Origin of the sequence: Novosphingobium oxfordense (assembly GCF_044029435.1) — a bacterium.
GTDB lineage: Bacteria > Pseudomonadota > Alphaproteobacteria > Sphingomonadales > Sphingomonadaceae > Novosphingobium.
Genome location: NZ_CP147008.1, coordinates 726778 through 750172, shown reverse-complemented (window position 1 = coordinate 750172; position 23395 = coordinate 726778). Strand labels below are relative to the sequence as shown.

The 23395-nt window shown below is 65.6% G+C and carries 23 protein-coding genes; 6 read left to right on the top strand and 17 right to left on the bottom strand.

All coding sequences use genetic code 11. The features are described 5' to 3' along the window. Window positions 1–13: 13 nt before the first annotated feature. The 11 genes from WBP07_RS26185 to WBP07_RS26135 form a co-directional block, all read right to left on the bottom strand. Window positions 14–1717 carry an arylsulfatase gene (locus WBP07_RS26185; RefSeq protein WP_395398008.1) on the bottom strand — a complete coding sequence of 568 codons (1704 nt, stop codon included), beginning with the start codon at window positions 1715–1717 and terminating at the stop codon, window positions 14–16. Window positions 1718–1803: 86 nt separating this feature from the next. Further along, the gene (locus WBP07_RS26180) at window positions 1804–2757 is read right to left on the bottom strand and encodes a TauD/TfdA dioxygenase family protein (protein ID WP_395398007.1); all 954 of its coding nucleotides are present in this window, start codon (window positions 2755–2757) and stop codon (window positions 1804–1806) included. Window positions 2758–2798: 41 nt separating this feature from the next. Then, complete coding sequence (locus WBP07_RS26175) at window positions 2799–4202, bottom strand: MFS transporter (protein WP_395398006.1); 1404 nt, start codon at window positions 4200–4202, stop codon at window positions 2799–2801. Between the two features lie 24 nt (window positions 4203–4226). After that, the gene (locus WBP07_RS26170; RefSeq protein WP_395398005.1) at window positions 4227–6668 is read right to left on the bottom strand and encodes a TonB-dependent receptor; all 2442 of its coding nucleotides are present in this window, start codon (window positions 6666–6668) and stop codon (window positions 4227–4229) included. A gap of 608 nt (window positions 6669–7276) precedes the next feature. Continuing rightward, window positions 7277–7690: a hypothetical protein gene (locus tag WBP07_RS26165; protein ID WP_395398004.1), complete on the bottom strand. Its 414-nt coding sequence runs from the start codon at window positions 7688–7690 to the stop codon at window positions 7277–7279. A gap of 70 nt (window positions 7691–7760) precedes the next feature. Then, window positions 7761–8615, bottom strand: a complete 855-nt coding sequence (sigJ, locus tag WBP07_RS26160) for an RNA polymerase sigma factor SigJ (RefSeq protein WP_395398003.1) — start codon at window positions 8613–8615, stop codon at window positions 7761–7763. Continuing rightward, the gene (locus WBP07_RS26155) at window positions 8612–9064 is read right to left on the bottom strand and encodes a carboxymuconolactone decarboxylase family protein (RefSeq protein ID WP_395398002.1); all 453 of its coding nucleotides are present in this window, start codon (window positions 9062–9064) and stop codon (window positions 8612–8614) included. The genes sigJ and WBP07_RS26155 overlap by 4 nt, the downstream gene beginning before the upstream one ends. Before the next feature lie 114 nt (window positions 9065–9178). Next, window positions 9179–9580, bottom strand: coding sequence for a DUF1398 domain-containing protein (locus tag WBP07_RS26150; RefSeq protein WP_395398001.1), 402 nt, complete (start codon window positions 9578–9580; stop codon window positions 9179–9181). A 9-nt stretch (window positions 9581–9589) separates the two neighbouring features. After that, window positions 9590–10297 carry a CDP-alcohol phosphatidyltransferase family protein gene (locus tag WBP07_RS26145; protein WP_395398000.1) on the bottom strand — a complete coding sequence of 236 codons (708 nt, stop codon included), beginning with the start codon at window positions 10295–10297 and terminating at the stop codon, window positions 9590–9592. 147 nt (window positions 10298–10444) lie between these two features. Then, the gene (locus tag WBP07_RS26140) at window positions 10445–10969 is read right to left on the bottom strand and encodes a GNAT family N-acetyltransferase (RefSeq protein ID WP_395397999.1); all 525 of its coding nucleotides are present in this window, start codon (window positions 10967–10969) and stop codon (window positions 10445–10447) included. An 85-nt stretch (window positions 10970–11054) separates the two neighbouring features. After that, on the bottom strand, window positions 11055–11945 hold the full coding sequence (locus tag WBP07_RS26135; protein WP_395397998.1) for a LysR substrate-binding domain-containing protein: 891 nt from the start codon (window positions 11943–11945) through the stop codon (window positions 11055–11057). A 103-nt stretch (window positions 11946–12048) separates the two neighbouring features. On the opposite strand from WBP07_RS26135, the gene WBP07_RS26130 reads away from it, so the two are divergent. Together WBP07_RS26130 and WBP07_RS26125 are read left to right on the top strand one after the other, a co-directional pair. Further along, window positions 12049–13116, top strand: a complete 1068-nt coding sequence (locus WBP07_RS26130) for a YeiH family protein (RefSeq protein WP_395397997.1) — start codon at window positions 12049–12051, stop codon at window positions 13114–13116. 377 nt (window positions 13117–13493) lie between these two features. After that, window positions 13494–13796: a hypothetical protein gene (locus WBP07_RS26125; protein ID WP_395397996.1), complete on the top strand. Its 303-nt coding sequence runs from the start codon at window positions 13494–13496 to the stop codon at window positions 13794–13796. Window positions 13797–13980: 184 nt separating this feature from the next. On the opposite strand, the gene WBP07_RS26120 is transcribed toward WBP07_RS26125, so the two are convergent. Continuing rightward, the gene (locus WBP07_RS26120; RefSeq protein WP_395397995.1) at window positions 13981–14514 is read right to left on the bottom strand and encodes a hypothetical protein; all 534 of its coding nucleotides are present in this window, start codon (window positions 14512–14514) and stop codon (window positions 13981–13983) included. Window positions 14515–14642: 128 nt separating this feature from the next. On the opposite strand from WBP07_RS26120, the gene WBP07_RS26115 reads away from it, so the two are divergent. Next, window positions 14643–14774 (top strand): hypothetical protein, encoded by a 132-nt coding sequence (locus WBP07_RS26115; RefSeq protein WP_395397994.1) that lies wholly within the window; start codon window positions 14643–14645, stop codon window positions 14772–14774. Window positions 14775–14831: 57 nt separating this feature from the next. Here the strand turns inward: WBP07_RS26115 and WBP07_RS26110 are convergent, their stop codons facing one another. Further along, window positions 14832–15209 (bottom strand): hypothetical protein, encoded by a 378-nt coding sequence (locus tag WBP07_RS26110; protein WP_395397993.1) that lies wholly within the window; start codon window positions 15207–15209, stop codon window positions 14832–14834. A gap of 185 nt (window positions 15210–15394) precedes the next feature. On the opposite strand from WBP07_RS26110, the gene WBP07_RS26105 reads away from it, so the two are divergent. After that, a complete protein-coding gene (locus WBP07_RS26105; RefSeq protein ID WP_395397992.1) occupies window positions 15395–15832 on the top strand; it encodes a hypothetical protein in 438 nt (145 codons plus the stop codon). Between the two features lie 108 nt (window positions 15833–15940). Continuing rightward, the gene (locus WBP07_RS26100) at window positions 15941–17212 is read left to right on the top strand and encodes an MFS transporter (protein WP_395397991.1); all 1272 of its coding nucleotides are present in this window, start codon (window positions 15941–15943) and stop codon (window positions 17210–17212) included. Between the two features lie 105 nt (window positions 17213–17317). Here the strand turns inward: WBP07_RS26100 and WBP07_RS26095 are convergent, their stop codons facing one another. From WBP07_RS26095 to WBP07_RS26085, 3 genes are read right to left on the bottom strand one after another with little or no spacing between them, the layout of a single operon-like run. Next, window positions 17318–18769, bottom strand: a complete 1452-nt coding sequence (locus tag WBP07_RS26095) for an efflux transporter outer membrane subunit (RefSeq protein WP_395397990.1) — start codon at window positions 18767–18769, stop codon at window positions 17318–17320. An 8-nt stretch (window positions 18770–18777) separates the two neighbouring features. Beyond that, window positions 18778–20349 carry an MDR family MFS transporter gene (locus tag WBP07_RS26090; RefSeq protein WP_395397989.1) on the bottom strand — a complete coding sequence of 524 codons (1572 nt, stop codon included), beginning with the start codon at window positions 20347–20349 and terminating at the stop codon, window positions 18778–18780. Then, window positions 20346–21506: an HlyD family secretion protein gene (locus WBP07_RS26085; RefSeq protein WP_395397988.1), complete on the bottom strand. Its 1161-nt coding sequence runs from the start codon at window positions 21504–21506 to the stop codon at window positions 20346–20348. Before WBP07_RS26085 ends, WBP07_RS26090 begins: the two co-directional genes overlap by 4 nt. A 160-nt stretch (window positions 21507–21666) precedes the next feature. Between WBP07_RS26085 and WBP07_RS26080 the strand changes: the two genes are divergently transcribed. Beyond that, complete coding sequence (locus WBP07_RS26080) at window positions 21667–22149, top strand: MarR family winged helix-turn-helix transcriptional regulator (protein WP_395397987.1); 483 nt, start codon at window positions 21667–21669, stop codon at window positions 22147–22149. Between the two features lie 274 nt (window positions 22150–22423). On the opposite strand, the gene WBP07_RS26075 is transcribed toward WBP07_RS26080, so the two are convergent. Then, window positions 22424–23170 (bottom strand): FadR/GntR family transcriptional regulator, encoded by a 747-nt coding sequence (locus tag WBP07_RS26075; RefSeq protein WP_395397986.1) that lies wholly within the window; start codon window positions 23168–23170, stop codon window positions 22424–22426. Between the last annotated feature and the right edge of the window lie 225 nt (window positions 23171–23395).

Below are 23395 nucleotides of genomic sequence, written 5' to 3'. Positions count from 1 at the left end.
CTATAAGTATAGGTTACGGCCTATAAGGCACCTGATCGGGCAGGATTACATGATTGGCCTTGGCGTAGGTGTCCCAATCGGCAGACAGCTCGCGGAGTTTTTCCGGATATTTATCGGAAACATCCTGCGTCTCGCCGGGGTCCTTGGCAATGTCGAACAGGCGCCATTGCCCATCGCCGATGTCGGTGACTTTCCAGTCTCCCTTGCGCAGTGCGCGGCTGCCGAAGAGTTCGGTGCCGATCGGCTCGTCCGCGGCGTGGACCACGGCGGCCTTGCCCTCCAGCCACGGTTTCGCGCTCTTGCCGGTGATGGGCAGCACGGTGCGCCCTTCGAAACGGGTGCCGCCGCTGGGGATGCCGGCATAGTCCAGCAGAGTGGGCGCGATGTCGGCCACGCTGACATAGGCGCCGCCGATGCCCTTGCGGTGCGCCAGCCCCTTCCAGTTGACGAAGGCCACCGTGCGCGTGCCGCCTTCGGAGGCATAGGCCTTGGTCAGCCACGAAGGCGCGGTGCCCGCCTGCGCCCATTCGGGGCCGTAGGTGGTGTAGCTGGTGCCCTTGCCCAGATTGTCGAAGCTGTTGTCGGCAGTGGAGGTGTAGCGGGCCAGCATCTTGGCGCCGGTGGTCTTGGCGTCCAGCGCTTCGGCGCCGTTGTCGGCCAGGAACACGATCACCGTGTTGTCCAGTTCGCCGCTGGCGCGCAATTCGTCGATCACCCGGCCGACATTGGCGTCCATGCGCGCGACCATCGCGGCGTAGATCTCCATGTCGCGCGCGGCTTCGCGCTTTTCGGCCACCGATAGCCCGTCCCAGCCGCCGCGCGGCGCGCGGGGGGTGTGGGCGACCGTGCCCTTGGCGACGAGGCCAAGCTGCTCCTGCCGGGCCAGGCGCGCGGTGCGGATCGCCTCGAACCCGGCATCATAGCGGCCGCGCTGGCGGGCAATGTCCTCGTCCGGGGCCTGCATCGGCCAGTGCGGCGCGGTGAAAGTGAGGTAGGCGAAGAACGGCTTGCCCGGCGCGTCCTTGCGGCTGCGCTGCAACTCGTCGATCAGATTGCCGGCAAAGGCGTCCGACGAATAGAACCCGGCGGGCAGGGAGGGCAGCACTTTGCCGTCACGCGTGTAGGTCGTGCCCTTGGTGGGGTCGGCCGACTGGTCTAGCCCGAAGTGATTGCCGCCGCCTTGCAGCAGCGCGAAGCTGTACTGGAAGCCGCGCGCATGGGGATCCTGCTCCGGCTTCAGGCCCAGGTGCCACTTGCCCGAGATCAGCGTGCGATAGCCGCCGGCCGCGAAGCGCTCCGCCAGCGAGGCGACTTCGGGGCGCAGGTATCCTTCGTAGCCTTCCTTGTCCTTCTGGTTGGCGGCCATCAGTTCGGCCATGCTGCCAAGGCCGGCCAAGTGGTTGTCGGTGCCCGAGAGCAGCATCGAGCGCGTGGGCGAGCAGGTCGGCGCGGTGTGGAAGCCGGTGAGGCGCAGCCCGTCGAGCGCGAGGCGATCGAGGTTGGGCGTTGCGATCTCCCCGCCGAAAGCGCCAAGGTCCGACCAGCCAAGGTCGTCGGCGACGATCACCAGGAAGTTGGGGGCCTTTGCGGCAGGAACGGGGGCGGAAGCCGGTGCGCTTTGCGCTGCTGCCGGCCCTGCGCCGAGACCGGAGGTGGCGAGTAGCGCCGCAGTGACAGCGGTGGCGAAACGGAAACGGCGGGCAACAGGGGCTGGCATCTGGGAATCCTTGGCAATTCAAAAAAGTCCCGCGCCGCGGCTGGATGCGCGGCGCGGGAAGTGGACGGCCCTACAGGGTTGAGGGATCAGGCCGGTTCGTAAGTGGTCGCCTTTTCCTTGCGCGTGGTGCGGCTGTTGCGGCCATCGATGGCGACGGGCACGGCGCCCGCGATCGTCGCGCGGCGCAGGGTGCGGCGCTGCAGGCCGAAGTCGGCAACGGCGCGGTGCTGGGTGGCCTGGTTGTCCCAGAAGGCCACGTCACCCGGCTGCCAGCGCCAGCGCACGACGTTTTCGGGACGGGTGATGTGGTCCTGCAGGATCGAGAACAGCCGCGCGGAGTCCGCCTGATTGAGGCCGACGATCCGCTTCACGAAGTGGCCCAGCAGCAGGCTGCGCTGGCCCGACACCGGGTGGACGCGCACCAGCGGATGCTCGGTTTCGTAGACGGTCGAGGCGAAGATGTTCTTGTGGTACTTCACCCGCTCCTGCGCCACTTCGTCCGCCTTGGGCGTGTTGGCGAGGACCTGGGCATAGTCATAGTCGTTGGAGTGGACCGCCCAGAGGGTGTTCACCAGCTGGCGCAGGCTTTCCGGCAGACCTTCGTAAGCGGTTTCGGTATTGGCCCAGACGGTGTCGCCGCCCGCTTCGGGGATGGTGATCGCGCGCAGGATCGATCCGGCCGGATAGGCATCGGTGAACGTCACGTCGGTATGCCAGCTGGAGGCGGCATAGCCTTCCTTGCTGTCCAGTTCGAGCAGGTAGCGCGATCCTTCGGCTACCGGCACCGTCGGGTGCGCGACCGGCGCGCCGAACAGCGAGGCGAAGCCTTCGTGGCGATCATCGGTCAGTTCGTTCTGGCCGCGGAAGAACACCACTTTGTGGCGGACCAGCGCGTCCTTGATGTGCTGCACGGTTTCGCCGTCGAGATCGCCGGAGAGCGTCACGCCCCGGATTTCGGCGCCGATGGTGCCGGTGATCGGCGCGATGTCGAGCGGGGAATTGGGGTCCTTGGCATTGGCGTAAGTGGCAATCGAGGTCATGGCATTTACTCCTTGTCGTGGATTCTTTGGCGTCTTGTGAGTTATTCGGCCGGCACGAGGACGGCGGCGTAGACATCGTCGCGGGCCTCGATCTGGCGGCGGATTTCGGCGTGCTGCGATGCGTCCAGCGGGAAGCGATGAACCAGCGCGGCGGCCAGCGTGTGGGCCAGTGCCGGGCCGAGGGCGAAGACCAGCAGCAGGGCGTTCAGCGCCTCCGGCGTGTTGGTCGCGGCCTTGGGATCGAAGCCGAAGGCGGAGACCAGCGGCAGGGCGATGCCAAGCGCCAGCGCGCTGCCCAGCTTCATCGATACGCTGAAGACCGAGTAGTAGAGGCCCACGCGATCCTCGCCGGTTTCGGCGCGGTGCAGGTCGGCAACGTCGGCCACCATCGAACGCAGCATCAGATTGCCGGAGCCTTGCGACAGGCCCTGCGCGACGGCCAGCACCATCATCAGGCCGAAACGGTCGGGGGTCAGCAGCAGAAGGCCGAAGTTGATCGCGGCCTGCGTCAGTTCGGCCAGCACGGCGGCACGGCTCTTGCCCAGCAGCAGGCCGATGCGGCGCCACAGCGGCCCGGCCAGCACGCCGAACGAATATTGCAGCAGGAAGAAGCCAGCCGCCCATTCCGGGCGTCCGAAATAGATGGTGACGATGAACAGCAGCAGCGCGGTGCGCACGCCTTGCCCGGCGGTGACGGCGGCATCGGCAGCCAGCACGCGCAGCAGCAAGGCATTGCCGAAGATCGCCTTCAGCGTCTTGCCCAGTGAGAAGGGCTCTGCGAAGGGCTCCGGCGCTTCGGATGCCGGAACTTCCGGCACGGCGGTCAGCGTCAGCAGCAGGCCAGGCACGGCGGTTACCAGCACCAGCACGCCGAACAGCGTCAGCCGCAGCGGGCCGTCATCGGGGCGGACCTGATCGGCGAGGGCCGGCAGCAGCAGCGCCAGCACCAGTGCGCTGGACGACAGCAACGTGAACTGGGAAGCGATGCGGGTGCGTTCGTTGTAATTGCCGCTGATCTCGCCGGACCATGCCAGCAGCGCGGTCTGCGCTGCCGAAGCCCCGGTGTAGTAGAGCAGCACGCCCACGCTCACCCAGCCAAGGCCGATGCCGGCTGGCGGAAAGAACAGCATGGAAGCGCCGGCGATGAACAGCAGGCCGCCGCCTGCGATCCACGGCTTGCGCCGGCCGAACCGGCTGCGCGTGCGGTCGCTGAGCGCGCCGATCACCGGATCGAGCAGCGAATTGACCACCTGCCCGATCAGGTAGACCAGCCCCAGCCCCGCCAGCGGGATGCCGTAGTTCCGTGCCAGGATGGCGGGAACGAAGGCGATCACCGGCTGCGCGGCGGCATAGATGGGAACGGCCAGTGCGGTGAAGCGGAACAGCCGCCATGCATCCAGCTTTTGATAGCGCGACCGCTGTCGTGCAAACGAACGATAATGCATGGCGGGGGGCTCCTCTATCCGGCCTTAGAGCTTGGTGCGCAGGGTGGCGCCGAAGGTGCGCGGCTCACCCAGCTGCGCGGTGACCACGCCGGTGTTCGCGGCGCCCAGCGCGACGTAGTAGTTCTTGTCGAACAGGTTCTTGGCCCAGATCGAGAAGTCCCAGATGCCGTCGTCGGTGCGGAAGCCGATGCGGCCGTTGGCGAGGCCATAGCCGGGCACTTGCGCCCAGGCCGAGTTCGAGGCCGAGGTGTTGTAGTTCGACCGGTAGGCGTAGTCCGCGTGGGCGTAGATCGAGACTTCCTTGCCGCCCAGCGAGGTCAACGCATGGTTGAAGTCCGCACCCAGCGTCCAGGCCCACTTGGGCACGCCGGGCAGACGCTCGCCCGAAAGATCCTGGATCGCGCCAAGGTCCAGCCGCTCGAACGCCTGCGGGGCATTCTTGTAGCTGACGTAGCTGGCGTCGGTGTACGTGCCCGATGCGTTGAACGAGAGGTAGTCGGTGGCGGCGACCGTCAGATCGCCCTCGAACCCGCGTGAGCGGACCTTGGGGATATTGGCGATGTATTGGCGGCTGACCAGCGGGTTGGACGGGTCCAGATCGGTGATCGCGGTCTGGTAGTCGCTGATCTCGGTCCAGAATCCGGCGGCGTTGAAAGTGGCGCGGCGGTCCAGGAACTGGGACTTCACGCCCACTTCGAAGGCATCGACCTTTTCCGGCTTCACCGTCGCGTCGGTGACGCTGGAGGGCAGCTGGGTCAGGTTGAGCCCGCCCGACTTGTTACCGCGCGAATAGCTGCCGTAGACCATCACATCGCGCGCGACCTTCCAGTTCAGCGAGATCAGGCCCGACAGGCTGTTGTCGTTGAAGCTGGTCTCGTAGAGCGGCACGACTTTGTTGAAGCTGGCACGAACGGCCAGGATCTGCGCCTGCTGCGCGGCGGAGAAGCTGGAAATGTCGGCCGCCTGCGCCACCCACTGCTGGTAGACGCCCTTCTTCTCTTCATGCGTGAAGCGCAGGCCGGCGGTCAGCGTCAGCGAAGGGGTGAAGTGCCAGTCCGCCTGGCCGAAGCCGGCGATCGTCTTGGTCTGCGGTTCGGAGTAGGAATTGACCTCGTACCCGCTAAGCGCGGCGTTGTTCACTGCGTTGGAGGCACCCAGGAACCACAGCGGCGCGGCGGAACCATAGCCGGTGGCGCCGTAGCCGCGCACGGTCTGCCAGAAGTAATAGGCGCCGACCACGTAGTCGAACACGCCGTTGTCCTTGGAGGCGAGGCGCAGTTCCTGGCTGAACTGGCGCTGGCGGTTGGCCTGCTGCGCCTTGACGACGATGGGGAGCGAGGTGCTGTCGCCATCGTTGGCCGGATCCCAGTCCCACCAGCGATAGGCCGTGATCGAGGTCAGCGTGGCGCCGCCCAGCTTCCAGTCCACCTGACCGGAAACGCCGTAACCGGCCATGTTCGACTGGTAGTGGCTGTCCGCCTCGCCCACGCGGTCGAACGCGTTGAAGCTGGGCAGGGTATAGCCTGCGAAGCGCGCGGCGCGCTGGGCCCAGTTGCCGGCGATCGTGGTGCCGTCCGCATACGTGGTGTGCGGGCCGGCGAAGAGGTTCAGGACGTAGTCCTGCTTCTGCCGCGCATAGTCGCCGATGATGCGGACTTCGAAATCCGGATCGGGGGTGAACAGCAGTTGCCCGCGAATGCTCTTGTTCGAATAGTTCTGCGCGCGGCTGTTGGTGGTCTTGTTCCAGAGGAAGCCGTCGTTCTCGCTGATCGCGCCGGACAGGCGCACGGCCAGCAGGTCCTTGACCAGACCGCCCGAAGCGGAGGCGCGGACCTGGTAGTAGCCGTAATTGCCGATGCTGGCCTCTGCCGAAAGCTCCGGATCGAACGTCGGCTTGCGCGAGGTGACGTTGATCACGCCCGAAGTGGTGTTCTTGCCGAACAACGTGCCCTGCGGTCCGCGCAGCACTTCGATGCCCTGAAGGTCCACAAGGTCGAACTGCGCCAGGCCGACGCGGCCGTAGTAGACGTTGTCGATGTAGAAGCCGACGCCGTTCTCAAGCCCGTCGTTGGTGAGCGAGACGTTGGAGCCCAGGCCGCGAATGTTGATGTTGGTGTTGCGCGGGTTGAAGGTGATGACCTGAAGGCTGGGCACCTGCTGCTGGATCGATCCCAGCGTATAGTCGCCCCGGCGTTCCAGCGCTTCCGCCGTGACGACGGAGATCGCCACCGGCACGTCCTGCACGTTCTCGTCACGGCGGCGCGAGGCGGTGACGATGATCGCGGTGCCCCCTTCGGCCCCAGTTTCAGCTGCCGTTTCAGCTGCTGCTTCCGCCGGTGCGGCGGCGGGGGCGGCATCGTCCTCGGCATGGGCGGGGACGGCAAACAGCGCGGGAGCGACCAGCGCGGCGGCAAGTGCCAAGGTGCTGGATCTGGGGCTGGCGGCGAAAGCAAGACTGCGGAACATCGAATAGTTTTCCCTGATGATCCGTCCCGCAGGCGTGACGACAAACTGCGGACGGCGATTTCGTTCGATTGGCTGGATTGGTTGGCGAGGCCTTGCGGCCTCGATGATGACGGGACGCGCGCCGTTCCAGCCGACACACCGCAAGGCGGCCGGAGCTGGCCCTGACGGGCGCGACGGATCCTTCGCAAAGCGCGGTTTCAGCGCATCGCGGGACGTTTACGGGGGACCGCGGCGGGCCTGCGCGCACGGTTGTCCGGCGCGGGAATGCCCGGCTGTCCGATCTGGCCCTTCAGGCGTCAGGAAATGGGAGTGTGGATCTTCGGCATCGTATCACCTCATCGTTTCGAGAGGGGAACACGACGCTTGGCGTGGTCGCCCGAGCATCGCGCGCTTTAGCCGTTGGTATCGCGGAGCAAGCTGCATCCCTGTCAAAAGCCGCGGACCGAAAACCCCTTGAACAGCAGGAATTGGTCGGTCACCGATAGCCTGCGGGGTAAACTCAACCTATTAAGTTGAGAAAAGGAGGTCAAGCACAAGCTTTCCTTTGTCGGCCAATCGCACAGCTTGCACGGCCAAGTGTGCAAGGCGTTGCCGATCGATGGCCAACGCTAGGCGGGGAACGGCCGGAAGGTTACCTCCAGCGCCGGACAAGGCTTGTCGTGAAAAGGCGCGTAGCCCTGTTGCCAGAACTTCCCGTCCCTTTGGCTGATTTCCAGTGTGTAGCCGGAGGTCCAGCGCAGAGCGGCATCGGTTTCTCCATGGTGCGAAGCGGCGGCACAACCGACAAGATACCAATCGGGCGCCCGCGACGATCGAACCATCACGACGATATTGGGCACGCCGCCAACGACCAGACGCTCGACCTGCGCCACCCGGCGCCCATCAGGGGAAATGCTTCGGGCGATAACGGTTCGCTGGGAATCCAGGAACACGGCAGGGGCCATGCCCCAGATCGGCAGGGTGAAACAGGCCGTTCCGGCAATGCCAATGGCCGTGCATATTGCGACGCTGCGACGCTTCATCGCATTGATAATGCCAGAGTGTTGATAGTCCGCAATCTGGGCGATGGGATTTTCGATCCGGTCGCAATCATCAATGCACCGCGCTCTCCAGATGACGCAGCTTGTCCGGGTTGCGCGTCACGTAGATGGCGCGGATCAGGCCGTCTTCGATCAGCAGGGCCGTGGTCTGCAGGATGCCGTCGGGCTCGCGCGTGACGAAGCCGGGGAGGCCGTTGACGAAGCCATAGCGCACCAGGGTGGAGGGCGCGCGGCGCAGGCGTTCCAGCGCCTGATGCGCGCGCACCACTTCCACCGCGCCTTCCAGCACGCGCGAAACGGCGGGGCGTTTGCCGCCGCCGTCCGAGTGAAAGCGCACGTCCGCCGCCAACAGTGCGCCCAGATTGGCCAGCCCTTCGCCGCGAGAGGCCTGGAAGAAGGCATCGGCGATCGCCATGCCGTGCGCGCGGTCCACGGTGTAGCGCGGCCGCTCCATCCGCACATTGGCGCGGGCGCGGGTGGCCAACTGGCGGCAGGCCGCCGGATCGCGGCCGATGGACTGGGCGATGGCATCGAAGCTCTCGCCGAAAACGTCGTGCAGCAGGAAGGCCGCGCGCTCCAGCGGGGAAAGCCGCTCCAGCGCCAGCAGCAGCGGCAGGGTCACGTCTTCCACCGGTTCTTCCTCCACCACCGGTTCGGGCAGCCAGGGGCCGGTGTAGGTTTCGCGCCGCACGCGGGCGGATTTCAGGTGATCGAGGCACAGCCGCGTGACCACGCGGCGCAGGTAGGCGGCAGGCACTTCCACCGCCGCCCGGTCCGCCCCCGCCCAGCGCAGATAGGCTTCCTGCAGCACATCCTCGGCATCGGCCATGGATCCGAGCATCCGGTAGGCGACGCGCAACAGCCCGGGCCGTTGCGCATCGAACAGGGCGGCGGCGCTGTCCGTCACTTCCAGCCCAGTTCCGGCGCGTAGAGGTTGAAGCCTACCGCCAGCCGGTTCCAGCCGTTGATGACGTTGATGGCCAGGGTCAGCTTCAACTGTTCCTCCTTGTCGAACTGCGCGTCGAGCGCTGCATAGACTGCATCGGGCGCGCGCTTGGTGGCAACCTCGGTCATGTGTTCTGTCCAGGCCAGCGCGGCGCGTTCGCGGTCGGTATAGCACGGGGCTTCGTGCCAGGCGGCCAACAGGTGGATGCGCTGCTCCGTCTCGCCCGCCTGCCGCGCTTCGGCGGTGTGCATGTTGAGGCAGTTGGCGCAGCCGTTGATCTGCGAGGCGCGGATCTTCACGAGTTCGAGCAGCGGCTTTTCAAGCCCGCATTCGCCCACTTGCATGGAAAAGCCGTACCAGGCTTTGAACAGCGAGGGGGAGACGGTGTAGATATCGGCACGGGGAGTCATCGCATCGTCCTTTCATGGGTTCGATGCCGTCATGACGATCGGGCGCGCGTCGATGTGACATGGTGCCGGAAAAAATTTGTCCCGCCGCCGATTTGTCTGCCCCGATCGGCCGGTTTACTGCGGGAAAAGTTCCAGATGCGTCTCGGCCGTACGCCCGAAATAGAGCACGCGGCGGCCGGGGAACGAGACGATGTAGCCGGCACAGCCCGATGCCTTCACACGGGCGCTGAAGGCATCGAAGCGATAATCGGGATCGCCCGATTGCGCCCAGCGCACCGCCGCTTCCACGCCGGTGGCATCGAACATGGCGGCCACCGGGCCTGACGCCTGCGGCATGTCCAGCACCAGACTGTCGCCATCCGGAAGGTAGAACGTCTGCGTCTCGCGGCGATAATCGACGGTATAGCCCTCAAACCCACCCGCGATCAGGCGGCCGACGATCTCCGGAAAGGCAAGGCTGCCATCATGCGATGCGGCAAGGCAGGCGCGGGCGAGGGCGATCCGGGCTTCGTCCATGGCGGTTTCCTATCTCGGCATGCGGATGGCAGGCTCGTCCACCGCCAGCCGGCGCGCGGTGCGCAGCGTCTGCAGCACGAAGAACACGATGAGCAGCAGGCCGATGGAGCCCACGAACACGTCGAACCACGTCAGCACGCCCAACAATACCGGCTGCGATCCCGCCGCGATCATCGCCAGGGTCAGCCCGATCAGCATGAAGCGCAGTTCGGTGGGCCCGGCATAGGCATAGGACAGCTTCATCTCGCCCAGCACGCGCACCGCAAGGAAGGCGTGGATCGACAGCAGCAGGTATCCCACCAGCGCGATCAGCGCCACTTCCAGCAGGACGTAGCGGCTGAGCCCGATACCCACCACCACCAGCGTCGTCGCCAGCCCATCGCAGCTATGGTCCAGGAAATAGCCGTAGCGCGGCCGCTCCGTCTTGCGAAAGCGGGCGAGGCTGCCGTCCATGGAGTCCCCGAACCACTGCACGAAATAGCCGGCGATGGAGATCCACAGCCAGTTGTCGCCCAGATTGCTGGCGCAATAGCCGGCGAAGACCATCAGCGCGCCGATCATGCCCACGGCGGTCAGCATGTCCGGCATCAGCCAGTTCGGCATGCGCGCGCAGAGCCAGTTGAGCAGGCGGCGTTCCGAGCGGGCAAGCAAGTTCACCTGGATGCGATCGATCGCTCTGGTTTCCGTGCCGTTTTCCGCACCGTCCCTGCGTACCATCAATAGTCCTCGTTGAAGATCGGTGCCGGCTTTGCGCACCGGTGCCCATGGTTTCGGGGCACCGGGTATTTGCGCATCCTGTCGCGCCATCGCATGCCCCTGTGGGCGCTTCCGCCCTGCGCGGCAACCGGCAATTACCCGCAGGCTTCAGGTTCCGCCGGGATCGCGGGCCAGAACCACGATTTTTCGCTCCGGATCCCGGCCATTGGGCACGAACCGATCCACTTCGCGGTACCCCAGCCGGTCCGCCAGCCGCAGCGAGGGCAGGTTGGCCGGCGCGATCAGGCAGGCGGTGCGTAGGCCGTGCGTCGCATCGAACCATGCCTGCGCCGCGCGCCCCGCCTCCGACGCGTAGCCCCGGCCGTGGAAGCCGGAAGCAAGCGTCCACGACATTTCGATCGCAGCGTTGGACAGGCCCAGATCGCGCTGGAAATGGGCATAGCCGACCTTGCCGACGTAAGCGCCGGACGCCTTCTCGATGACCGTGAACAGCCCGAACGGATGCAGGCTCCAGTGCCCGGCATCGCGCAGGAAGCGGGTCCAGGCGGTTTCCCGGTCCAGCGGAGTGCCGCCGATGTGCGCGGTGACGTCGGCATCCGCGAACATCGCGGCAGAGGCTTCGAAATCGGCGAGGACGGGCGGGCGCAGCAGCAGGCGTTCGGTTTCGATCATCCGGCAAACCGTGGCGGCGTTGCGCCTTCCTGACAAGCACTTAGGGCCCAGGCGCTTACGGGCAAGGCACTTAGGGCCAAGGCACTCACGATTGAGGGATGGGGCGCGATGCGGCGATGACTTGCAGCAGGGCATCGGCGGCGCGGCTGCGATAGCGTTCGCGGTGGCGCAGGCCATGGAATGCGCGGGGGCCGAACTCCAGCGGGGCGGCGTGCAGCGTGCCGGCCGCCAGCGCCGGGGCGACCACCAGCGAGGAGAGCGCCGCCACGCCGGCGCCCGCCTCCACCGCCGTGCGCACGCTTTCGTTCGACGGCAGCACCAGCGCCACGTCCAGCGCAGCGGGATCGACGCCGTGTTCCCGCAAATGGGCATCGAGGCTGGAACGGGTGCCCGATCCCGGCTCGCGCATGATCCAGCGGGCCCGCCGCAGCCAGCGGGCATCGATCCGGCCTTCCGCGAACGGTGTGGCGCCGACCAGGACCAGCCGATCCTCGCCCACCGGCCACTGGGCAAGCACGGGATCGTCGATCCGGCCTTCGACGATGCCCAGATCGGCCTCGCCCTCGCGGACGCGGGCGGCGGCCTGATCGGTATTGCCGATCGCCAGTTCCACCCGCAATGCCGGGTGGCGCGCCTGGAATTCCGCGAGGATCGGCGGCAGCCAGTAGGCGGCGGTGGTCTGGCTGGCGACAAGGCGCAGGCGGCCACGGCGCAACCCGCTCAGTTCCTCCAGCACGGTTTCGGCGGCATCGGCGCGCGCCAGCACGCCGCGCGCTTCTGCCAGGAACAGCCGCCCCGCCTCCGTCAGCGCGATGCCGCGCCCGACCCGGTCGAACAGCTTGACCGCATGCCGCTCTTCCAGCGCGGCAATGGCGGCCGACGCTGCCGACTGGGTGATGTGCAGCGCCTTGGCGGCGGCGGTCACGTGCTCACGCTCGGCAACGGCGATGAAGATGCGAAGCTGTTCCAGAGTCATGCGGGAAGGGTATCAATCTGAAATAGAGATTGAAATGACAATATTGATGCGTTGGAAAGATTGATAACGCAGGAGTAGCACGAATCGCGAAAGGATTTTCGCGATGAAAGCCAGCGTTTCCCTAGGTTTTGTCCCACTTCCGTTTCCCCGGGAAAACCTGACGAGGCTGCTGCCCGGCGTAGCGCTGTGCTGCGCTGTGGCGGCGGGGGCCTATGCCCTGGAGGCCGGCGAGCGCATACTTGCCGGGCGGGCCTGGCTGGAAGCGCTGGTTCTGGCGATCCTGATCGGCACGGCGCTGCGCAGCCTGTGGGCGCCAAGCCCTTGTTTTATTGAAGGAATATCTTTCAGTTCCAAATACTTGCTTGAGGTCGCCGTGGTGCTCCTGGGGGCTTCGGTAAGCGGCGCCACGCTCGTGGCGGCGGGCCCCGGGCTGCTGACCGGGATCGCCGGCGTGGTCGCTTCGGCCTTGCTGTTGGGCTTTGCGATCGGCCGCATTCTGGGCTTGCCGACGCGCATGGCGCTGCTGGTGGCCTGCGGCAACGCGATCTGCGGCAATTCGGCAATCGCCGCCGTCGCGCCGGTAATCGGGGCCGAGGGGGACGACGTGGCGGCCTCGATCGCCTTCACCGCGGTGCTGGGGGTGGCGGTGGTGCTGGGCCTGCCGCTGGCCGGCATGGCGCTGGGGCTGAGCGGCCACGCGTTCGGTGCCTTTGCCGGCCTGACCGTCTATGCCGTGCCCCAAGTGATCGCCGCCGCCGCACCGATGGGGGCGCTGGCCGTGCAGACGGGCACCCTGGTCAAGCTGGTGCGTGTGCTGATGCTGGGGCCGGTGTGCCTTGTCCTCTCCCTGATCGTGCCCCACCCGGCCGAGCCCGCTGGTTCTGCGAAGCGGCGCCGGCCGGGTGCGGCGCATCTGGTGCCGTGGTTCATCGTCGGCTTTCTCGTGATGATGCTGTGCCGCACATTGGGGCTGATCCCGCAAGCGGCGCTTGGTCCCATGAGCCGGGTGGCGACCGTGCTAACCGTGGTTTCCATGGCCGCGCTGGGCCTTGGCGTGGATGTGCGGACCGTCGCACAGGCAGGCGGCCGGGTGACGGCGGCAGTGGTGCTTTCGCTGGCCGGATTGGGCACGCTCAGCCTTGGCTTGCTGCATGCCCTGCACATGGTGTGACTTTACGGCCTAAGTCCGCGCGGAGGAATTTCGACGCGAATGACTGGCAGCTATCAGAAAAAGTCCCGAGCGTCCTTTATGGCGGGAAAGTTGGGGCGAGTGGTCGCCCAGTCGACGAAGTGAATTTTTCTCGATCGATCGGAAGAACATGGGGGCGCGTGAAAAAACCGTGACCGTTGCGACGTAGGGACCTTCAATATCGAATTGCCGAGCCGGACATCGCTATAGCGTTAAGGTTAGCATGTCCTGCGCAAATCATTAGAGTTACTGCATTTCGTCAATACATCCGTGGAAAAATTGAGCGCAATCGATTGTGTGTAATGGCGCACACAATTTGTTGAGCTAACAGCCCTCACGCCGATATTGTCGGGGGGCATATGCAGCGCACACGAACGGGTTTCGAGAGCAAGTACGCGGCGATTTATGGGATCGGCACGTTGATTATGGCCACCTTGGGCCTGATGATCACCGATACAGGGGTCTATGTCGGTGAAGCGATTTTGCCGCCTGAACTCTTTGACAGCACCTACACGTTGGATGGCACCGTACATATTCGTTCGCTCCGAGACGGTCCGCAGACGTTCTGCAAATATTTCACTGGCACTAGAGTGGTCGCGACGAGAAGGCCCAGCGCATTCAAGAAATGCCCAATCGTCGGCCACCTGCAGCACATGTTTTGAGCGCAGCCTGACGGGAAACAACCACTTCAGTCACCCGTCCGTCACTCGACATTGTTCAAATCGTCCAAGGAAGCGGCGGCCTCGTTGGAGGGGGCGGCGCGTTGCCGCCGTTCACGACTGTCGGTCGCATCGGTTTGCACTGTGGAGAACCGGCAACTGGCCGATCTCCAGCGCCGCATCGCGATTACTGGCGCTGTTTCTCGTAGGCTTCCAGCGCCTGCCGGTCCTCGTTCGATACGAATTCGCAGGCGAGCAGCGTCTTGCCCTCCATCGCCGGACCTTCGCGCGCGATTATGGAGATCAGGCCCAGTTCGGACATCTCCTGCTGCTCGTCCGGCAACTGGCGTGCGAAGCCCAGCGTCGATGCGCCGAAGAGGTGGCTTGCCTCGGGCTCCAGATGATAGCGTTCTGCCGCCTGCGCGGCGACTTTGCCTTGCAGCAGGACGCCCACCGACGTTCCGGCGAACACCACGTCCTGCGTCACGAAGCCGTCGCGGCTGATCGGCGCCGGCAGATGATAGATCGCGGCGCCAAGGCCCGATGTGTCGGGCTTGGCCAGCTTCTCGGCAGCCTCATAGAGCCGGGTTGCGGTCTCGGTCGAATAAGGCGGCTGGCACAGCGCGGCCGCGAAGAAGTCGGGCTCTTCCCCGGCAGCAAGGGCCGGTCCGGCCTGCAGGAACGGGAGAGCGGCGGCGGCAAAGGCGATTTTGTAGCGCATGCGGTTGATTTGCCCGGCCTTTTCGCTGCGATCAACCGTGCAGCCCACTTCCGTCAGCGGAAATGTCGATAAGACTGAGCGGACAAGCGCGAGAGAAAGTTCGCTCGCTCCGGATTATATTGCGAACCATGAGCAAGATCGAAAACGCACTCGCCCTGCCGATGAGGCGCAATGTCAATCCGCTGCAACTTGGCGTGGGGAGCGTCGTGGCCCTTGCCGGCGTGGCGCTGGCGCTGGGGCATCTGATCGCCGGTCAGTAGGACGAGCCTGCCCGGAGATGCGCGGAATGCGTATCTCCGGATGAAGGCGAGGGGCGTTCAGGCGGCTTCGGCGTGGCTCTCCAGATCGAAGGCCGATGAATCGAGACTGGCTACCTCACCCTGCGCGAACATGCGCGCCAGCGCATCGAACTGCGCGCGCGAGTATCCTGCAAGCCGGAAGCGGTAGAACTGTTCGGACGGGAAGTCCTTCAGGCGAAGCAGGATCGCGGTCACCCGCAGCACTTCAAGCTTTCCGTTGGCGAGGCAGTAGTTGTAGGGCGCGCCGAACACGAACGCCCGCCAGCCTTTCGTCCGCTTCTTGTCGAACGCGATGGACGCGGCGGGATCACGCGCGGCGAGCGCCAGAATCGAGCGTTCCTCCGGGTTGAACAAGGCCGCCGGATCGCGCCGGGGCGTATCGCTTTCCTTTACCATCGAATTGTCCTGCGCTGCCGTATTAGGTCCTTTGCGGGCCGCAATATCGCAGGAAACGAACCGGAGTAAGCCGCCCACTCGGCCACAGATTGTTGCCGATATGGAGACAATCACGGGGGCTCCGGTAGGCTCTGAATGGAGATTCCACGCTGTTTCCAGCCGCTTCCATGGCGTAGTCTGCAGAAATGGCAGCGCATCCTCCCGCCTTCGCCATCAAGGCAGAGATCCACGAACTGGATGCGGCCGCCTATGCCTTTCCGAGGCAGAAGACGATGTATGGCGGCAAGCATATCCGCGCCGGCGACATGCTCTTCCTGTTCGCCAGCGAGAACGAAGGCGGCCACGGCCTGTTCGCACGCGGCATCGTCACGCAGAGCACTGCCGAGCCGAGGCGCAATCCCGAAGGGCCCGAAACTCCGCGCGTTTCGATCGCCGTCTCGAACCTGGCGTTTGCCCAGGCGCCACTAGGCCGGGCCGAACTGCGCACCTTCACCGATTGGGACGATGGCCGGCCGGAGAGCGAGTTGAACTTCAAGTTCTATCGCCAGGCCACCAACAAGATCGTAGGCATCAGCGAAGGGGTAGCGGCGTTCCTGACCGGCTTTTTCCCGGCTTCAGCTTAGGTCAACGCCCGTTACTTTCATTCACATCTGCGGCCAAACTTTCTCGTTCGGAAAGCGGCAGGCATCGCGCTAGGTTTCGGGCCGTTTCGCCAGGGAGATCGTTTCCACATGCCGCAAGGTTCCTCTCGCTTCCATCCCGCATGGATCGTGGTTGCCGTCACATTCTTCGCGCTACTGGCCTCGGCTGGGTTGCGATCGGCGCCGGGCGTGATGATGATGCCGCTGGAACTCCACTTCGGGTGGGATCGCGCGACGATCTCTGCGGGCGCCGCGTTGGGGATCCTGCTCTATGGACTGGTCGGCCCCTTCGCGGCGGCGCTGATGATGAGCGTGGGGATCAAGCGCACGATGCTGGCCGGGCTGGCCTTGATGGCCGTGGCCACGTTCGCCAGCCAGTGGATGAGCGCGCCTTGGCATTACGTACTGAGCTGGGGCGTGGTGTCCGGCATCGGTTCGGGTGCAGTCGCCTCCGTGCTGGGCGCGGCGGTGGTCAACCGCTGGTTCGCCACGCGGCAGGGGCTGGTGATGGGTCTGCTGAGCGCCAGCACCGCCACCGGATCGTTGATCTTCCTGCCGGTGCTGGCCTGGCTGTCGCAAGGCGGCGCGTGGAAGCCGGTCGCGCTGGCGGTCAGCCTGGCTTGCGCGGCGCTGATCCCGTTCGTCGCCTTCTTCGTGCCCGAACGGCCCGAGAGCCGGGGCGTGCGCCGCTTTGGCGAAAGCGCCGATACGCCCCCTGCACCGCCGATGAAGCAGGCAGCGACGCCGTGGCTGGCGATCGAGGCGCTGATGCGCGCATCGCGCCAGCCGATGTTCTGGTTGCTGGCGGGCAGCTTCTTCGTCTGCGGGCTCACCACCAATGGCCTTGTCGGTACGCACATGATTGCGTTTTGTGGAGACCATGGGATTGCGCCGGTGGCGGCGGCCGGCGTGCTCTCCATGATGGGCTTTTTCGACCTGTTCGGCACCACGGCGTCGGGCTGGCTGACCGACCGTTACGACCCGCGCCGTCTGCTGGCGGTCTATTACGGCTTGCGCGGGCTTTCGCTGGTGGCGCTGCCGTTCATCGATTTCGGCGCGGTCAGCCTGACCGTCTTTGCGGTGTTCTATGGGCTGGACTGGATCGCCACGGTGCCGCCGACGGTGAAGCTGGCCAACAGCACGTTCGGCCAGCGCGACGGGCCGATCGTGTTCGGCTGGATCTTCGTGGCGCACCAGATCGGTGCCTCCACAGCGGCGTTTGGCGCGGGCGTGATCCGCGAGACGGCGGGAACCTACACCCCCGCCTTCATGATTGCCGGCCTGTTCGGCGTGCTGGCCGCTTTCGTCTTCATGGCCGGCTTCGGCAGGGCCCGCTCCGAGCCCTGCCCCAGCTTCAGCTAGAGCAGTTGATCCGATTGCACCGGATCAACTGCTCTAAGATTTTGGTTTGCCGCGTCTTCCGAGTCATCAGGTGATTCCACCTGATTAGAAAACGCTCTAGCCTTATCATTTCCACGCAAGACCGAGTGACTTCTGGATCGAAACGTAGTCGCCGGTCAGCGCTGCGCGGGCCTGAACCAAGTTCTGGTCCGCCGTGTTGAGATCGTTCCGCGCATTCAGCAGCGCGATCTTGGTCACGGTGCCCGACTGGAAGCGTTGCGCGGTCAGGCTCTCCGCCAGCGCCGCCTTCTCCCGCGTGCGGGCGAGCGCCGCCACGGTGATGCGGCGTTCGCGGAAGCGGGCCAGCGAGTCCTCGGCATCGCGCAGCGCCGAAAGCACGGTGCCGCGATAGCGGGCCTCCGCCTCGTCCCGCACGGCTTCGGCCTGATGGACCTTGGCCTTGTTCCGGCCGAAATCCAGGAAACTCCAGCTCAGTTGCGGGGCCGCCAGCGCGGTGAAATCGTCCAGCTTGCCCAGATCGCTGATCTTGGTGCCGCCGATGCCGATCAGACCCATGAACGAGAGGTGCGGGAAGCGCGCAGCCTCGGCCTGCCCGATCTTGGCCGTATCCGCCGCCAGGGTGCGCTCCGCCTGCCGGATGTCGGGGCGATGGGCGATCAGTTGCGCCGGATCGCCGACCGGAACCGAGGCCGGTGGCAGCGGCAGCTCGCCCGCCGGGGCAAGGCTGGCATCAAGCGCGCCGGGGGCTTGCCCGGTCAGCACCGCCAGTGCGTTGAGATAGGCGTCACGCTCGGCGGCGAGCGGCGCGATCTGCGCGCGGGTGGAGGCAAGCTGCCCCTCGATCTGGGCGACTTCCATCGCCGTGGCCGTGCCGCTCTGGAAACGTTGGCGGGTCAGTGCCAGCACGTCTTCCTGCAAGGCGATCGACTGTTCGCCCAACACGATCCGCTGCTGACGGTCGCGCAAGTTCAGGTAATTCTGCGCGACGCTGGCGGAAATGCTGACCTGCACGTCGGAAAGGCTGGCCTGCGCCCCTTCCATCGTGGCGCGGGCTGCCTCGATCGTGCGGCGCTGGCCGCCGAACAGGTCCACTTCCCAACTGGCGTTGACGCCGACGTTGAACAGGTTGAGGTCGGTGCCACTGCTGCCGCTGCTGCTATCCGATCCCGAGCCGCTGGAATCGCTGCTGTCGCTCTGGCCGAAGGCGACACCGGGGACGTGGGCGTGGGCATAGAGCGCCGAAGCGCTGGCCTTCGGCCCAAGGTTGGCGCGCTCCTCACCCAGCGAGGCCTGCGCCTGGCGCAGCTTTGCCTCGCCCGCCTGCACATCGGTATTCTCTGCCAGGGCCTTGGCGATCAGATCGTCCAGCAGCGGATCGCCCAGCGGCTTCCACCATTCGGCGACCGGCGGCGCGTTGGTGACGCTGCCCGCATCGGCGCGCGCGAAAGCGGCATTGCCGTCGGCCGCGGTCTTGGGCGGACCGGCGTAGTTGGGGCCGACCGTGCAGCCTGCAAGCGCAGTGCCGGCAAGCAGCGGGAGAAGAAGGTAGGAACGCATGGTTTTCCTCAATGTCCGGTCGCCAGCGGCGCATTCTTGGGAAGCGGGCGCAGGAACAGCGTGAGCGGGATGACGAAAATGATGCCCACCGACATCATCCAGAACATGTCCGCATAAGTCATCGTCAGCGCCTGCATCTGGATCGTCGCTTCCAGCGATCGCAGCACCCCGGCGCCCTGGGCGGAAACGTAGTCCTGCACCGCGACCGAGTTGGCGTTGAGCGTCTCTTCCAGCCGGCGCGCGTGCAGCCACAGGCGCTGGTCCTGGATCACCGCGATGCCGGCCAGCGCGAAAGAACCGCCCAGATTGCGTGCCGCATTGTAGAGGCCGGAAGCGTCGCCCGCCTCCTCCTTCGGCACCGAGCGGATCGCCGCCTGGTTCAGGAACATCATGCAGAACACGGTGCCCATGCCGCGGAGAAGCTGGCTGTCGACAAAGTCCCTGCCGTCCGAAAGCGGGGTGATGTCCGTCTCCAGCCAGGCGCTGAGCGCCAGCACGGAAAGGCCGAAGCAGACCGAAAGGCGGATGTCGACATTGCGGATCAGCCACGGCGTGATCGGCATCATCAGCATGACCGGGATGCCCGAAAGCATCACCACCTGCCCCGATTGCAGCGAGTTGTAGCCGGCGATCGTCGAAAGGAACTGCGGGATCACGTAGGAGGTGCCGTAAATCACCATGCCGACCACGGTGACCATGGCGACGACGCTGCCGAACTGCCGGTCCAGCAGCAGCTTCAGCTTGATCACCGGTTTCTTCGAGATCACCTGGCCCAGCCCCAGCAGGACAAGCCCCAGGATTGACACGCCCGTCAGCATCAGGATCAGGTGGGAGGAGAACCACTGTTCCCGCTCGCCTTCCTCCAGCACCACGGTCAGCCCGCCAAGGCCCAGCGCGAGGCCAAGGATACCCAGCCAGTCCGCCTCGCGGATCAGGCCGAGATTCGCCTTTTGGTGCGGAATGGCCACCAGCAGCAACGTGCCCAGCGCAATGCCGACCGGCAGGTTGAGGAAGAAGGCATAGTGCCAGCTGACATTTTCGGTCAGCCAGCCGCCTAGCACCGGGCCGACCACCGGGCCCAGCAGCGCGGTCGCGCCGAACAGGGCGTTGCCGATCGGCTGCTGCGCGCGGGGCAATCGCGTCGCCACGATGGTCATCGCGGTCGGGATCAGCGCGCCGCCGGTGAAGCCCTGGCCGATGCGGCCGATGATCATCATCGTCAGCGTCGTGGAAAGGCCGCACATCATCGAGAACAGCGTGAACAGCGCCGATGCCACCAGCAGCAGCGTGCGCAGGCCCAGCAGGCGTTCCAGCCAGCCGGACAGCGGAATGATGACGATTTCCGCCACCAGATAGGCGGTCGCGATCCAGGTGCCCTCGGTGCCGCTGGCGCCGATTTCACCCTGAATCGTGGGCAGAGAGCTGTTGACGATGGAGACGTCCAGCGTCGCCATTAGCGCGCCCAGCGTACCGGCCGCCACGGCCAGCCATGCCGCGGCGTCGGCGGGTTTTTCGGTTACCGGCGGGGCGGGCGGAGCAGCCCCGGCAGTGGCGGTCGATCCGCTCACGGCTTCGCTCACTTATCGCCCGTCCGGCGGGCCTTCTCCTGCTTGGCGATGGCCTGCTGCGATCCGCGCTCGCCGATGGTGTCGACCGTGACGGTTACCGACAGGCCGGGCACCAGCACGCGGCGCGCCTCGGGACCGGCATCGATGGCGATGCGCACGGGCACGCGCTGGACGATCTTGGTGAAGTTGCCGGTGGCGTTCTGCGGCGGCAGCAGCGAGAATTGCGAGCCCGTACCCGGCGACACGCTTTCGACATGGCCACGGATCTTGGTGCCGTTCAGCGCGTCCACCTCGATGGTGGCGGGCTGGCCGGGGCGCATCAGGCCGATCTGCGTTTCCTTGAAGTTCGCCGTCACATAGAGCTTGGACAGCGGCACCACCGACATCAGGCGGGTGCCGGCCTGCACGAACTGGCCGGCGCGCACGGTGCGGTCACCGATGCGGCCATCGACGCTGGCGGTCAGCACGGTGGACCCGACATTGACGTGGGCGGAAGCCAGTTGCGCACGGGCGGCTTCGCCCTGCGCCTGCGCCTGCTGGACCTGCGCGTTCAGCGCGGCAATGCGGCGCTGGGCGGAAGTCAGCGCGGCACGCTGGGCATCGGCCGTGGCGCGGGCCTTGGCGGCCTGGTTACGCAAGGTGGCCAGATGTTCCTTGGTTTCGGCGCCGCTGGCGGCCAGCGGGGCGTAGCGGGCAGCCTCCCGCTCGGCATAGCGGGCGTCTTCCTCTGCCGAGGCGAGCTGCGCCTGCGCCTGTGCGATCGCGGCTTCCTGCTCGCCGATGCCGGCGCGCACGTTTTCGGCATTGGCCTTGGCCACGTCGATCTGCGCCTGATACTGGGCGGCCTGCGCGTTATAGTCGCGCGGGTCGATCTTCACGAGCGGCTGGCCCGCCTTCACGTCCTGGTTATCGCCCACCAGAACGGCGTCGACATAGCCGGAAATCCGGGGCGAAACGGTAACGGCATCGGCCTGGATGAATGCGTCGTTAGTGTCTTCCAGATACTGCCCGCGCGTCACGTAGTGGAGCACCCAGGCGCCCACACCGATGACCACCACGGCAGCGCCCAGAAACAGCACGCGGCGAACGCCGGGCCGCTTGAGCGCGGAGGGACGCTCTGCGCCGTCGTTCACCGGCTGACCATCCGAATCGATACCGTCGTTTGCCATCAATCGCTTCTCATCGCTTGTCGCTGCGGCGCAGCTCGTACGTTCCTGCTGCGTCGCAGCTTACAGATCCTGTTGCATCGCAGCAGTGATGGACGCGCCCTTGCACCGCTATGCAGCATATGGCAATGGCATTTCATATGGTCCCACAATATTTCTTGCCGTGAGTATTCGCCTGCAATCCATGGAGCAGCTGCGCGACCTGCACCTGCGCATGCACCGGCTGTTCAATGACCGGATGCGCGCGCAGGGGGCATCGCTGGCGCAATTGAAAATTCTGCTGGCGATAAAGCGCGGTGGGTCAGTGCGTTCCACGGACATTTGCGAAGTGCTGGGACAGGCGCCGCGAACCGTGACCGAAGCGATTGATGCGCTGGAACGAGAAGGTCTAGCCCTGCGCAGCCCGGATCCAAGCGATCGACGGGCCAAGCGCATCAGCCTGACCGAAGCGGGAGAGGCCGTGATTCGTGAGGTGGAACCCCACAAGGACGCCTTTATCGCACAGTTCTTTGAAGTGCTGGACGACGAGCAACAGTCCGCATTCCTGCGGACTCTCGAAATCCTGAACGACCGATTGGTCGAGATGGGTGCCCCGCGCAGCCTTGGCGAACCCGCCGCGACGGGGGACAATTCAAGTCAGCAGTAGTATCGTCATCAGTGCGAATGTGCCGCTGCATGCTACCGCAGCGCACAACGTACGGAATTCGCATACGCAAAATACGGATTCCAAGCCTTCCATATTGGCTCTCCTGTCAATCCACTCTTTGGTGGTTGCTGCGAAGATACCATGGAAGCGGCCCACCTCATAGCGATCCGTAAGATTTACGCATCGCCGGGGCGAAGGAAGACTTGCCCGTAACAGAACAAGTCTTGCCTGTGAAAGAAAGTTTTCCGGGCTAGGTTTCGAGCAGTGGCGAGGCTCAAAAACGTTCCAGCGCCAGCTGCGTGTCGGCCAGCGCCAGATCGATCAACCGCTCCATCGCCCGGCGCGCCCGGCCCGCATTGCCTTCGGCGATATGCAGGTAAAGCGCGCGGTGGTCCGGCATCGGATCGCGCCGGGAGGCCGAATGGAGCCGCTGCTTGATCTGGGTGGTCGAGGCGATGGCCGTCAGGATCGGCGTTGCCAGCGAAAGCAGCATCTCGTTATGCGTCGCTTCCAGCACCAGTTCGTGGAAGCGCAAGTCCGCCAGACGGCCCGGCTCGCTGGCAAGGCCGTGCCGCTCCATCGTCGCCAGCGCATCGGCCATGGCGGCAAGCTGGCTGTCGTCGCGCCGCAGCGCGGCCATGGCGGCGGCTTGCGGTTCCACCACCATGCGCAGTTCGAACAGATTGCGCAGGAACGCATCGCTTGCCCCGCATTCGACCTGCCAGGCGAGCACTTCGGGGTCGAGCATGTTCCAATGCCGCCGGGCATTGACCCGCGTGCCCGATTTCGGGCGGCTGCTGACAAGGCCCTTGGCGGCGAGCAGCCGGAATGCCTCGCGCAGCACCGAGCGGGAGACGCCCAGCCTGTCCGCATGCTCCACTTCGGCCACGAAGACATGGTCCGCCGCGTATTCGCCGCCGAGGATCCGCATGGCAAGGCGTGCGGCTACGCTGTCGTGCAGGCGTTCTGGCAGCGTGGCCGGGATCGTGCCTGGAATCGTACCTGGAATCGTACGGGGCATCGCAGCCCTGGCCCCGTCCGGCAATTTCGGCGCGAGATGGCTCATCGGATCATGTCCCCCTCATCGGCAGCGCATGCTTGAATGGAATGGCGCGAAAGGAATGGCCGAAAGGAATACGAAGCAGCGACCGTCCTTCGGGCCATGTTGGGAGAGGAACCCGAAGGACGGTCGCCATGGCAGCCGCGCGACCGAATGGCGGAAGGCCGCGCCGCTGCCGGAAGGGTG

Coding starts and splice junctions, on each gene's coding strand:
- WBP07_RS26185 (WP_395398008.1), bottom strand. CDS start 1,717: ATGCCAGCCCCTGTTGCCCGCCGTTTCCGTTTCGCCACCGCTGTCACT.
- WBP07_RS26180 (WP_395398007.1), bottom strand. CDS start 2,757: ATGACCTCGATTGCCACTTACGCCAATGCCAAGGACCCCAATTCCCCG.
- WBP07_RS26175 (WP_395398006.1), bottom strand. CDS start 4,202: ATGCATTATCGTTCGTTTGCACGACAGCGGTCGCGCTATCAAAAGCTG.
- WBP07_RS26170 (WP_395398005.1), bottom strand. CDS start 6,668: ATGTTCCGCAGTCTTGCTTTCGCCGCCAGCCCCAGATCCAGCACCTTG.
- WBP07_RS26165 (WP_395398004.1), bottom strand. CDS start 7,690: ATGAAGCGTCGCAGCGTCGCAATATGCACGGCCATTGGCATTGCCGGA.
- WBP07_RS26155 (WP_395398002.1), bottom strand. CDS start 9,064: ATGACTCCCCGTGCCGATATCTACACCGTCTCCCCCTCGCTGTTCAAA.
- WBP07_RS26150 (WP_395398001.1), bottom strand. CDS start 9,580: ATGGACGAAGCCCGGATCGCCCTCGCCCGCGCCTGCCTTGCCGCATCG.
- WBP07_RS26145 (WP_395398000.1), bottom strand. CDS start 10,297: ATGGTACGCAGGGACGGTGCGGAAAACGGCACGGAAACCAGAGCGATC.
- WBP07_RS26140 (WP_395397999.1), bottom strand. CDS start 10,969: ATGATCGAAACCGAACGCCTGCTGCTGCGCCCGCCCGTCCTCGCCGAT.
- WBP07_RS26135 (WP_395397998.1), bottom strand. CDS start 11,945: ATGACTCTGGAACAGCTTCGCATCTTCATCGCCGTTGCCGAGCGTGAG.
- WBP07_RS26130 (WP_395397997.1), top strand. CDS start 12,049: ATGAAAGCCAGCGTTTCCCTAGGTTTTGTCCCACTTCCGTTTCCCCGG.
- WBP07_RS26125 (WP_395397996.1), top strand. CDS start 13,494: ATGCAGCGCACACGAACGGGTTTCGAGAGCAAGTACGCGGCGATTTAT.
- WBP07_RS26120 (WP_395397995.1), bottom strand. CDS start 14,514: ATGCGCTACAAAATCGCCTTTGCCGCCGCCGCTCTCCCGTTCCTGCAG.
- WBP07_RS26115 (WP_395397994.1), top strand. CDS start 14,643: ATGAGCAAGATCGAAAACGCACTCGCCCTGCCGATGAGGCGCAATGTC.
- WBP07_RS26110 (WP_395397993.1), bottom strand. CDS start 15,209: ATGGTAAAGGAAAGCGATACGCCCCGGCGCGATCCGGCGGCCTTGTTC.
- WBP07_RS26105 (WP_395397992.1), top strand. CDS start 15,395: ATGGCAGCGCATCCTCCCGCCTTCGCCATCAAGGCAGAGATCCACGAA.
- WBP07_RS26100 (WP_395397991.1), top strand. CDS start 15,941: ATGCCGCAAGGTTCCTCTCGCTTCCATCCCGCATGGATCGTGGTTGCC.
- WBP07_RS26095 (WP_395397990.1), bottom strand. CDS start 18,769: ATGCGTTCCTACCTTCTTCTCCCGCTGCTTGCCGGCACTGCGCTTGCA.
- WBP07_RS26085 (WP_395397988.1), bottom strand. CDS start 21,506: ATGGCAAACGACGGTATCGATTCGGATGGTCAGCCGGTGAACGACGGC.
- WBP07_RS26075 (WP_395397986.1), bottom strand. CDS start 23,170: ATGCCCCGTACGATTCCAGGTACGATTCCAGGCACGATCCCGGCCACG.